This is a genomic window from Pseudomonas sp. GW821-FHT01E10 (assembly GCF_059422365.1).
Window position 1 is genome coordinate 253,839 of record NZ_JBWKWT010000003.1, and the last position, 11,917, is coordinate 265,755.

Genomic DNA, 11,917 nt, shown 5'->3' on the forward strand with positions numbered 1-11,917 from the left:
CAGTTTTTATTGCCAGTTGGAATAAGAAAGGACTTCATGAAACGTCTGCTGCTAACTGCGGTTCTCACCGTATTGATGATCGCCGAAGTTCACGCCGAGTCCTTCACTATCTCTGATATTCGCGTCAATGGCCTCCAGCGGGTCTCCGCGGGTAGTGTCTTTGGTGCCTTGCCGTTGAACGTCGGCGAGCAGGCGGATGATCGTCGCCTGGTGGAATCCACTCGTGCGCTGTTCAAAACCGGGTTCTTTCAAGATATCCAGCTGGGCCGTGAAGGCAACGTCCTGGTCATTACTGTAGTCGAGCGTCCGTCGGTCGCCAGTATCGAGATCGAAGGCAACAAGGCGATCTCCACTGAAGACCTGATGAAGGGCCTCAAACAGTCCGGTCTGGCCGAAGGCGAGATCTTCCAGCGCGCGACCCTCGAAGGTGTGCGTAACGAGCTGCAGCGTCAATACGTCGCTCAGGGCCGCTACTCGGCTACCGTCGACACCGAAGTGGTGCCGCAGCCGCGTAACCGCGTTGCCCTGAAGGTCAACATCAACGAAGGTACCGTAGCGGCGATCCAGCACATCAACGTGGTGGGCAACACTGTTTTTCCTGATGAAGACCTGATCGACCTGTTCGAACTCAAGACCAGCAACTGGCTGTCGTTCTTCAAGAACGATGACAAGTACGCTCGTGAAAAGCTCTCCGGTGACCTGGAGCGTCTGCGTTCCTATTACCTGGACCGTGGCTATATCAATATGGATATCGCTTCGACCCAGGTGTCCATCACCCCGGACAAGAAACACGTCTATATCACCGTCAACGTCAACGAAGGCGAGAAGTACACCGTTCGTGACGTGAAACTCAGCGGCGACCTGAAAGTGCCTGAAGACCAGGTCAAGTCCCTGCTGCTGGTTCAGAAAGGCCAGGTGTTCTCGCGCAAGCTGATGACCACCACCTCCGAACTGATTACCCGCCGCCTGGGTAACGAGGGTTACACCTTCGCTAACGTCAACGGCGTGCCTCAGCCTCACGATGAAGACCACACGGTCGATATCACATTCGCTGTCGATCCGGGCAAGCGTGCTTACGTGAACCGCATCAACTTCCGTGGCAACACCAAGTCCGAAGACGAAGTGCTGCGCCGTGAAATGCGTCAGATGGAAGGCGGCTGGGCTTCGACCTACCTGATCGACCAATCCAAGACCCGCCTGGAACGTCTGGGCTTCTTCAAGGAAGTCAACGTCGAGACGCCGGCCGTGCCGGGTGTCGATGATCAGGTTGACGTGAACTACAGCGTTGAAGAGCAGGCTTCCGGTTCGATTACCGCCAGCGTTGGTTTCGCCCAGAGCGCCGGTCTGATCCTTGGTGGTTCGATCACTCAGAACAACTTCCTGGGTACCGGTAACAAGGTCAGCATCGGCTTGACTCGCAGTCAGTATCAAAGCCGTTATAACTTCGGTTATGTCGACCCCTACTGGACAGCTGACGGTGTGAGCCTGGGTTACAACGCTTTCTATCGTACGACCGACTACAAAGACCTCGATGTCAACGTAGCCAGCTACGCCGTAGACAGCCTGGGCGCAGGTGTCAACGTTGGTTATCCGATCAGCGAGACTTCGCGTCTGACGTTTGGTTTGTCTGCACAACAAGACAAGATCAAGACGGGTCTTTACACCGTCGACGAAATCTTCGACTTCGTTAACAAGGAAGGTGATCAGTACCTCAACTTCAAGGCATCGGCCGGTTGGTCTGAATCCACCTTGAACAAAGGGGTACTGGCGACCCGTGGTCACTCCCAGAGCTTGACTGCGGAAGCCACGACACCGGGCAGCGACTTGTCGTTCTTCAAGCTCGATTATCGCGGTCAATTGTTCCAGCCGTTGTCTGAAAACTACACCATGCGCCTCCACACCGAGCTGGGCTATGGCGATGGTTATGGTTCGACCGACGGCTTGCCGTTCTATGAAAACTATTACGCCGGTGGTTTCAACTCGGTTCGTGGCTTCAAGGACAGCACCCTGGGGCCTCGTAGTACGCCGAGCCGGGGCGTGAACCCGGGCACCGCAACCGACCCGGACCAGGATCCACTGCCGTTTGGTGGTAACGTCCTGATTCAGGGTGGTGTAGAAGTTCTATTCCCTATGCCGTTCGTGAAAGATCAGCGTTCCTTGCGCACTTCGGTATTCTGGGACGTGGGTAATGTGTTCGATTCGACTTGCAAGCAGAGCACCAACGCCGATGGTTCCAAGTCCAACACTCAGTGTAACGACGTCAGCCTGAGCAACATGGCCAGTTCGGTGGGTGTCGGTGTGACATGGGTTACCGCCCTTGGTCCGTTGAGCTTCGCCTTGGCGATGCCAGTCAAAAAACCGGACAGCAATGCCGAGACTCAAGTGTTCCAATTCTCCCTCGGCCAGACGTTCTAAGCGTCTGACCCAAGATAATGACAATGGATTTTGTAGGAGTGCATCGTGCGTAAGTTGACTCAATTGGTTCTCCTGGCGACCGTGCTGGTTGCAGGTCCGGCTTTTGCCGACATGAAAATCGCCGTTCTGAACTATCAGATGGCACTGCTGGAATCCGATGCGGCGAAGAAATACGCCGTGGATGCCGAGAAAAAATTCGGCCCGCAACTGACCAAGCTCAAGAGCCTGGAAAGCAGCGCCAAGGGTATCCAGGACCGTCTGATGGCCGGTGGCGACAAGATGCAGCAAGGCGAGCGTGAACGTCTGGAGCTCGAGTTCAAGCAAAAGGCCCGTGATTTCCAGTTCCAGTCCAAGGAGCTGAACGAAGCCAAAGCCGTTGCCGACCGTGAAATGCTGAAGCAGCTCAAGCCGAAACTGGACAGCGCTGTGGAAGAAGTCATCAAGAAAGGTGCTTATGACCTGGTCTTCGAGCGTGGCGCAGTGATTGATGTCAAGCCTCAGTACGACATCACTCGCCAGGTTATCGAGCGCATGAATCAGCTGAAGTAACCCATGACAGCGACTATAAAGCTCGGCCAGTTGGCCGAGTTCCTCGGCGCCACCTTACGTGGCGACCCGGAGAAAGAAATTACTGGGCTGGCCACTTTGCAAGAGGCTGGCCCAGCTCAGTTGAGCTTTCTGGCAAATCCTCAATACCGTAAATACCTGGCTGACAGTCAGGCCGCAGCCGTGCTGCTGAAGGCCGCTGACGCTGAAGGTTTTGTCGGTGATGCGCTGGTGGTGGCTGATCCATATCTGTCTTATGCGCGCATTTCCCACCTGTTCGATCCCAAGCCCAAGGCGCCGGCCGGTATTCATCCGACAGCGGTAGTGGCAGCGGATGCGGTGGTCGATCCTGCGGCGAGCATCGGTGCCTTTGCGGTCATCGAAAGTGCAGCGCGCATTGGCGCCGGTGTGACCGTTGGTGCGCATTGCTTCATCGGTGCACGCTGCGAAATTGGCGAGGGCGGCTGGTTGGCCCCGCGCGTCACGCTGTATCACGACGTGCGCATCGGCAAACGGGTGGTGATTCAATCCGGTGCCGTGCTCGGTGGTGAAGGCTTCGGTTTTGCCAACGAGAAAGGTATCTGGCAGAAAATTGCCCAGATCGGCGGCGTCTCGATCGGAGACGACGTGGAAATAGGCGTTAATACCGCTATCGATCGTGGCGCGCTGGCCGATACCGTCATTGGTAATGGTGTGAAGCTCGACAATCAGATTCAGATTGCCCACAACGTCCAGGTTGGTGACCACACGGCCATGGCCGCGTGCGTGGGAATTTCCGGCAGCACCAAAATCGGCAAGCATTGCATGCTCGCCGGTGGCGTAGGGCTGGTGGGGCATATCGACATTTGCGACAACGTTTTCCTGACCGGGATGACCATGGTGACCCACTCGATTACCGAGCCGGGCTCCTATTCTTCCGGTACGGCGATGCAACCGGCAGCCGAATGGCGCAAAAGCGCGGCACGTATCCGTCAGCTCGATGACATCGCGCGACGTCTGCGACAGCTGGAAAAGCGTGTAGGGGACGTGACCCCTGACGGTAATGCTTCATCAGATGGCTGATACCATTTCCATATCAAGTGTGCACAGCCGCTAGACTGCCTCCCTTGATTTGCTAGAGGAGTGCGCGTCAGTCGCGCGCTCCCAATCTTTACATAGGCTTCCCCCCGAAATGATGGACATCAACGAGATTCGCGAATACCTGCCTCACCGTTACCCGTTCCTGCTGGTGGACCGGGTGGTGGATCTGGATGTGGAAGGCAAGCGCATTCGCGCCTACAAGAATGTCAGCATCAACGAGCCGTTCTTCAATGGTCACTTCCCTGCGCATCCAATCATGCCGGGTGTACTGATCATCGAAGCGATGGCTCAGGCTGCCGGGATCCTTGGTTTCAAAATGCTCGACGTGAAACCGGCCGATGGCACGCTTTACTACTTCGTCGGCTCCGACAAACTGCGCTTCCGTCAGCCGGTGCTGCCGGGCGATCAATTGATCCTTGAAGCCAAGTTCATCAGTTGCAAGCGTCAGATCTGGAAGTTCGAATGCCAGGCTTCGGTCGATGGCAAGCCAGTCTGCTCCGCTGAAATCATCTGTGCGGAACGCAAACTATGAGTTTGATTGACCCTCGCGCAATCATCGATCCGACGGCCATCCTGGCCGACGACGTCGAAGTCGGCCCTTGGTCGATTGTCGGCGCAGGTGTGGAAATCGGCGAGGGGACAGTGATCGGGCCGCATGTGATTCTCAAGGGCCCGACCCGAATCGGTAAGCACAACCGCATCTACCAGTTTTCTTCGGTAGGTGAGGACACGCCCGATCTGAAATACAAGGGCGAGGAAACCCGTCTGGTCATCGGTGACCACAACGTCATCCGTGAAGGCGTGACGATTCACCGCGGGACCATTCAGGACCGTTCGGAAACGACCCTGGGCGATCACAATCTGATCATGGCCTATGCCCACATCGGTCACGACAGCGTTATCGGCAATCATTGCATCCTGGTCAACAACACCGCGTTGGCAGGGCATGTGCACGTTGAAGACTGGGCGATCCTGTCCGGCTTCACTCTGGTTCACCAGTATTGCCACATCGGCGCCCACAGCTTTTCCGGCATGGGCACTGCCATTGGCAAAGACGTTCCTGCGTACGTCACGGTATTCGGCAACCCCGCTGAAGCTCGCAGCATGAACTTCGAAGGCATGCGCCGTCGCGGCTTCAGCGAAGAGGCGATCCACGCGCTGCGTCGTGCCTACAAGGTGGTTTACCGCCAGGGCCTGACAGTCGAGCAAGCGCTCGCCGAGCTGGCCGAACCCTCGCTGCAGTTCCCGGAAGTCGCGGTGTTCCGTGATTCCATCCAGTCTTCGACCCGCGGCATCACCCGCTAATCATGGCCAATCTGCGTATTGCGCTGGTGGCGGGTGAGGCTTCCGGTGACATTCTGGGTGCGGGTCTCATGCGTGCGCTCAAGGCACAGCATCCGGCGGTCGAGTTCATTGGTGTCGGCGGTCCGCTGATGCAGGCCGAAGGCCTGACCTCGTATTTCCCGATGGAACGCCTTTCTGTCATGGGGCTGGTGGAAGTGCTGGGCCGTTTGCGCGAGCTGTTGGCCCGTCGCAAGAAACTGGTTGCGGACCTGATCGCCGCGAAGCCGGACGTGTTCATCGGTATCGATGCCCCGGACTTCAACCTCAATATCGAACTCAAGCTGCGTCAGGCCGGGATCAAGACCGTGCATTACGTCAGCCCGTCGGTCTGGGCCTGGCGACAGAAGCGGGTGCTGAAGATTCGCGAAGGTTGCGACCTGATGCTGACGCTGTTCCCGTTCGAAGCTAAATTTTATGAAGAGAAGGGCGTGCCGGTACGGTTTGTCGGGCATTCCCTGGCCGATGCGATCCCGCTTGAGGCCGATCGCACCGCCGCGCGGGCCGAACTCGGTTTGCCGGAAGGGCCGTTGGTTGCCCTGATGCCGGGTAGTCGTGGCGGTGAAGTCGGGCGCCTCGGTGCGTTGTTCCTCGACACCGCCCAGCGCCTGCGGGCCATGCGTCCGGGCGTGCGATTCGTCATGCCGTGCGCCAGTCCGGAGCGCCGGGCCCAGTTGGAAGAGTTGCTGGCTGGTCGCGATCTGCCGCTGACCTTGCTCGACGGCAAATCCCATCTGGCGCTGGCGGCGTGCGACGCGGTGTTGATCGCTTCGGGCACCGCGACCCTGGAAGCATTGCTGTACAAGCGGCCGATGGTGGTCGCTTATCGCCTGGCACCGCTGACGTTCTGGATTCTCAAACGGATGGTGAAGAGTCCCTACGTCTCGTTGCCGAATTTGCTGGCCCAGCGCCTGCTGGTGCCAGAGTTGTTGCAGGACGATGCGACAGTCGAAGCCCTGGCCCAGACTCTGTCGCCGCTGATCGAAGGTGGCGAGGAGCAGACCCGAGGCTTTGACGAAATCCACCGAACCCTGCGACTGGACGCCTCCAATCAGGCAGCGGACGCGGTACTGAACCTGATTGGCAGAGCATAATGAGCAAAGCAAGCAAGCAGCTGGGCCTGGATTTTATGCTGGTCGATGAAGTTGAAGATCTGGTGGCAGGTGTCGATGAAGTCGGTCGCGGCCCGCTGTGCGGTGCCGTGGTGACCGCCGCGGTGATCCTTGATCCGAGCCGGCCGATTCTCGGCCTCAACGATTCGAAGAAACTCACCGAAGCCCGCCGTGAAAAACTCTACGACGAAATCTGCGAAAAAGCCCTGAGCTGGTGCATTGCTCGCGCCGAAGTCGAAGAAATTGACGAGTTGAACATCCTTCATGCCACCATGCTGGCCATGCAGCGCGCGGTCGAAGGCCTGCACATTCAGCCGAAGCTGGCGATGATCGACGGCAACCGTTGCCCGAAACTCTCGATGCGCGCCGAAGCGGTGGTGCAAGGCGACAGCAAAGTGCCGGCCATCGCTGCGGCGTCAATTCTGGCCAAGGTCAGCCGTGATCGTGAAATGGCGGCGTTCGAACTGATTTACCCGGGTTACGGCATCGGTGGCCACAAAGGCTACCCGACGCCCGTTCATCTGGAGGCGCTGACGCGTCTGGGGCCGACACCGATTCACCGCCGCTCGTTCGCCCCGGTACGCCTGGCGTATGAAGCGCGGGAAAACCTGATCGAGGGTTAGTCGCAGGCTGATGTTTTACTCAAGGCCCGGTACAATCCGGGCCTTGTTGTCTTCACGTTTCTAGTTTCTAGACAGGATCACTATGCCGGCTTCATTCGTTCATCTACGCCTGCACACTGAATATTCCCTGGTCGACGGTCTGGTGCGGATCAAACCGCTGGTCAAGACCCTGGTCGGCATGAACATGCCTGCCGTGGCGGTCACTGACCAGAACAACATGTGTTCCCTGGTCAAATTCTATAAAGCCGCCATGGGCGCCGGGATCAAGCCGATTTGTGGCGCCGACCTGTGGCTGTCGAACAAGGATCCGGACAACCCCTTGAGCCGGATCAGCCTGCTGGCGATGAACGCCACAGGTTATCGCAACCTCACCGAACTGATCTCCCGTGGTTTCATCGACGGCCAGCGCAATGGTTCGATCATCATCGAGCGCGAGTGGGTGGCCGAAGCCAGCGAAGGCTTGATCATGCTGTCGGCGGCGAAAGAGGGCGAAATCGGCCTGGCGATGCTCGGCGGCAACCCGGACGAAGCCGAAACCCTGGCTCGCGAGTGGATGGCGGTGTTCCCGGATCGTTTCTATCTGGAAGTCCAGCGCACCAACCGCCCCAACGACGAAGAACAACTGCACGGCGCCGTGGCCCTGGCCGAGAAAATCGGCGCGCCGCTGGTGGCGACCAACGACGTGCGCTTCATCAAGCAGGAAGACTTCGAAGCCCACGAAACCCGCGTTTGCATCGGTGAAGGCCGCGCCCTCGACGATCCGCGGCGTTCGAAGAATTACAGCGATCAGCAATACCTCAAAAGCGCCGAGGAAATGGCCGAGCTGTTCAGCGACCTGCCTGAGGCGCTGGAGAACACAGTCGAGATCGCCAAGCGCTGCAACATCGAAGTGAAGCTGGGCAAGCACTTCCTGCCCAACTTCCCGATTCCCGATGGCATGACCATCGACGAATATTTCCGCAAGGTTTCCTTCGACGGTCTGGAAGAACGCCTCAGCGTTCTGCTGCCCAAGGACACCACCGAAGACTACGAAGCCAAGCGCCAAGTCTATGTCGACCGGCTGAATTTCGAGCTGGATATCATTATCCAGATGGGCTTCCCCGGTTACTTCCTGATCGTGATGGACTTTATCCAGTGGGCCAAGAACAACGGCGTACCGGTGGGGCCTGGCCGTGGGTCGGGTGCCGGGTCGCTGGTGGCCTATGTGCAGAAGATCACTGACCTTGACCCGCTGGAATATGACCTGCTGTTCGAACGTTTCCTTAACCCGGAACGGGTTTCCATGCCCGACTTCGACGTCGACTTCTGCATGGACGGTCGCGACCGCGTGATCGATTACGTGGCCGAGAAATACGGCCGTAACGCGGTAAGCCAGATCATCACCTTCGGTTCCATGGCGGCCAAGGCTGTGGTCCGTGACGTGGCGCGGGTGCAGGGCAAGTCCTACGGACTGGCGGATCGTCTGTCGAAGATGATTCCGTTCGAAGTCGGCATGACCCTGGAAAAAGCCTACGAACAGGAAGAAATCCTGCGCGACTTCATCAAGGTCGATGAAGAAGCCGCGGAAATCTGGGAAATGGCGCGCAAGCTCGAAGGCGTTGTGCGTAACGTCGGTAAACACGCCGGTGGCGTGGTGATTGCGCCGACCAAGCTGACCGACTTCTCGCCGATCTATTGCGACGAAGCGGGCGACGGTCTGGTAACCCAGTTCGACAAGGATGACGTTGAGGCTGCCGGTCTGGTGAAGTTCGACTTCCTGGGGCTTCGGACCCTGACGATCATCGACTGGGCGCTGAAAACCATCAACCGCGACCGCGCCAAGGTCAACGAACCGCCGCTGGACATCGCGTTCATCCCGCTGGATGACAAGCCGACTTACACGCTGCTGCAAAAAGCCGAAACCACCGCGGTGTTCCAGCTCGAATCGCGCGGCATGAAAGAGCTGATCAAAAAGCTCAAGCCCGACTGCCTGGAAGACTTGATCGCACTGGTGGCCCTGTTCCGTCCGGGCCCGCTGCAATCGGGCATGGTGGACGACTTCATCAACCGTAAGCACGGTCGCGCCGAACTCGCGTACCCGCACTCGGACTACCAGTACGACGGCCTCAAGCCGGTATTGGCGCCGACTTACGGCATCATCCTGTATCAGGAACAGGTGATGCAGATTGCCCAGGTCATGGCCGGTTACACCCTCGGCGGCGCGGACATGCTGCGTCGAGCCATGGGTAAGAAAAAACCCGAAGAAATGGCCAAGCAGCGCGGCGGTTTCATTGAAGGTTGCGCCACCAACAATATCGACGCTGACCTTGCCGGTAACATTTTCGACCTGGTAGAAAAATTCGCCGGTTACGGTTTCAACAAATCCCACTCCGCTGCCTACGGCCTGGTGTCGTACCAGACCGCGTGGCTGAAAGCCCACTATCCGGCGCCGTTCATGGCCGCGGTACTGTCGGCGGATATGCACAACACCGACAAGGTCGTGACCTTGATCGAAGAAGTGCGGACCATGAAGCTGCGCCTCGACGCGCCAGACGTGAACACCTCGGAGTTCAAGTTCACGGTGAACGACGAAGGCCGCATCATTTACGGTCTGGGCGCGATCAAGGGCGTGGGCGAAGGCCCGGTCGAAGCGATTACCGAGGCGCGGCAAGACGGGCCGTTCAAGGACCTGTTCGATTTTTGCGCGCGGGTCGACCTCAAGCGTATCAACAAACGCACCCTCGACGGCTTGATCCGCAGTGGTGCCCTGGACCGCCTAGGCCCGTATTTCCACGATGAGCAGAAAGCCTATCAGGCCAACATCGACCGCAACCGCGCGGTGTTGTTGACGGCCATGGAAGAGGCGATCAAGGCGGCCGAACAAACCGCTCGTACCCACGACAGTGGGCATGCCGATCTGTTTGGCGGTCTGTTCGTTGAAGAAGATGCCGACGTCTACGCCAATCACCGCAAGGCCAAGGAGCTGACCCTCAAGGAACGCCTGAAAGGCGAGAAAGATACCTTGGGCCTGTACCTCACCGGCCACCCGATCGACGAATACGAGGGCGAGATCCGTCGCTTCGCCCGTCAGCGCATCATCGACCTGAAGCCGGCTCGCGACACGCAAACGGTCGCGGGCATGATCATCGCCCTGCGAGTGATGAAGAACAAAAAGGGCGACAAGATGGGCTTCATCACCCTCGACGACCGCTCCGGGCGGATCGAAGCCTCGTTGTTCGCCGATGCGTTCCATTCCGCACAGTCGTTGTTGCAGACCGATGCGATGGTGGTGGTCGAAGGCGAAGTCAGCAACGACGACTTCTCCGGTGGCCTGCGGTTGCGGGTCAAGCGGGTGATGAGCATGGAAGATGCGCGCACCAACCTGGCCGAAAGCCTGCGCCTGAAGTTGCATGCAAAGGATCTCAAGGGCGATCAGCTACGCTGGTTGGGCGAGTTGTTGAAGCGTCATCGCGGTGCGTGCCCGATCACCATGGACTACACCAGCCCCGATGCGAAGGCCTTGTTGCAGTTTGGCGAGACCTGGCGGATCGACCCGGCGGATGCCTTGATTCAAGCCCTGCGTGACCAGTTCGGGCGAGACAACGTCTTCCTCCAATACCGTTGACGGTCAGGCGCCATTCCTTACCATGGGAACGCGCCTGATCCCGACCCGAATTTTTAATCTCGACCTGAACGCGCCTGTCCCTTAAGGTAGGGCGCGAATAGACAACCGGCCGGCCCAAGCTCTCTTGGACGCGACCCTAGACGGACGCCTATGAACCCGAATTTTCTAGATTTCGAACAGCCGATCGCCGACCTGCAAGCCAAGATCGAAGAGTTGCGCTTGGTCGGTAATGACAATTCGCTGAATATCGGCGATGAGATCTCCCGCCTACAGGACAAGAGCAGCACGCTGACCGAAGATATCTTCGGCAAGCTGACCAGCTGGCAGATCGCGCGTCTGGCGCGTCACCCGAAACGTCCGTACACCCTGGACTACATCGAACACATCTTCACCGAGTTCGATGAGTTGCACGGCGACCGTCACTTCTCCGACGACGCTGCCATCGTTGGCGGTGTTGCCCGTCTGGACGACCAACCGGTGATGGTTATCGGTCACCAGAAAGGTCGCGAAGTGCGCGAGAAGGTTCGCCGCAACTTCGGCATGCCGCGCCCTGAGGGCTACCGCAAGGCGTGCCGCCTGATGGAAATGGCCGAGCGTTTCAAAATGCCGATCCTGACCTTCATCGACACCCCGGGCGCTTACCCTGGCATCGACGCCGAAGAGCGCAACCAGAGCGAAGCGATTGCCTGGAACCTGCGCGTCATGGCTCGCCTGAAAACCCCAATCATCGCCACCGTGATCGGTGAGGGTGGTTCCGGTGGTGCGCTGGCCATTGGCGTCTGCGATCAGCTGAACATGCTGCAATATTCGACCTACGCGGTGATTTCGCCGGAAGGTTGCGCCTCGATTCTGTGGAAAACTTCCGAGAAAGCCCCGGATGCCGCTGAAGCGATGGGCATCACTGCCGAGCGTCTGAAGGGCCTGGGCATCGTCGATAAAGTGATCGGCGAGCCGTTGGGCGGCGCTCATCGTGATCCGGCGGCTGCCGCTGCCTCGATCCGCGCCGAGCTGAGCTCGCAACTGGCGATGTTGAAGAAGTTCGACAACGACGCGCTGCTGGCCCGTCGTTACGAGCGTCTGATGAGCTACGGTCTCTGATCTGATCGCGCTTTAGCCTTGTGGGAAGAGCCGGGCGACGTTCGTCTGCTCGCGATTGCGGTATAACAATCAACAAATATGTTGAATGTTAAGCAGCC

Annotated in this window: 9 protein-coding genes; all 9 read left to right on the forward strand. The window is 58.4% G+C overall.

Translation table 11 applies throughout. The features are described from left to right. The first annotated feature begins 36 nt into the window (after positions 1 to 36). The 9 genes from bamA (at position 37) to AC07V0_RS07685 (ending at position 11,819) form a co-directional block, all read left to right on the forward strand. Positions 37 to 2,415 (forward strand): outer membrane protein assembly factor BamA, encoded by a 2,379-nt coding sequence (bamA, locus tag AC07V0_RS07645; RefSeq protein ID WP_018927013.1) that lies wholly within the window; start codon positions 37 to 39, stop codon positions 2,413 to 2,415. A gap of 45 nt (positions 2,416 to 2,460) precedes the next feature. After that, positions 2,461 to 2,964, forward strand: a complete 504-nt coding sequence (locus tag AC07V0_RS07650; RefSeq protein WP_007940508.1) for an OmpH/Skp family outer membrane protein — start codon at positions 2,461 to 2,463, stop codon at positions 2,962 to 2,964. A gap of 3 nt (positions 2,965 to 2,967) precedes the next feature. Continuing rightward, positions 2,968 to 4,023: a UDP-3-O-(3-hydroxymyristoyl)glucosamine N-acyltransferase gene (lpxD, locus tag AC07V0_RS07655; protein WP_018927012.1), complete on the forward strand. Its 1,056-nt coding sequence runs from the start codon at positions 2,968 to 2,970 to the stop codon at positions 4,021 to 4,023. 109 nt (positions 4,024 to 4,132) lie between these two features. Continuing rightward, the gene (fabZ, locus tag AC07V0_RS07660) at positions 4,133 to 4,573 is read left to right on the forward strand and encodes a 3-hydroxyacyl-ACP dehydratase FabZ (RefSeq protein ID WP_007940511.1); all 441 of its coding nucleotides are present in this window, start codon (positions 4,133 to 4,135) and stop codon (positions 4,571 to 4,573) included. Continuing rightward, entirely contained in the window at positions 4,570 to 5,346 is a 777-nt protein-coding gene (lpxA, locus tag AC07V0_RS07665; RefSeq protein WP_018927011.1) for an acyl-ACP--UDP-N-acetylglucosamine O-acyltransferase, read from the forward strand. The genes fabZ and lpxA overlap by 4 nt, the downstream gene beginning before the upstream one ends. Positions 5,347 to 5,348: 2 nt before the next feature. Further along, a complete protein-coding gene (gene lpxB, locus AC07V0_RS07670; protein ID WP_064620046.1) occupies positions 5,349 to 6,476 on the forward strand; it encodes a lipid-A-disaccharide synthase in 1,128 nt (375 codons plus the stop codon). Next, a complete protein-coding gene (gene rnhB, locus AC07V0_RS07675; RefSeq protein ID WP_018927009.1) occupies positions 6,476 to 7,117 on the forward strand; it encodes a ribonuclease HII in 642 nt (213 codons plus the stop codon). Before lpxB ends, rnhB begins: the two co-directional genes overlap by 1 nt. An 82-nt stretch (positions 7,118 to 7,199) precedes the next feature. Further along, the gene (gene dnaE, locus AC07V0_RS07680; protein ID WP_018927008.1) at positions 7,200 to 10,721 is read left to right on the forward strand and encodes a DNA polymerase III subunit alpha; all 3,522 of its coding nucleotides are present in this window, start codon (positions 7,200 to 7,202) and stop codon (positions 10,719 to 10,721) included. Positions 10,722 to 10,871: 150 nt separating this feature from the next. Beyond that, positions 10,872 to 11,819, forward strand: a complete 948-nt coding sequence (locus AC07V0_RS07685) for an acetyl-CoA carboxylase carboxyltransferase subunit alpha (RefSeq protein ID WP_018927007.1) — start codon at positions 10,872 to 10,874, stop codon at positions 11,817 to 11,819. Positions 11,820 to 11,917 lie beyond the last annotated feature (98 nt).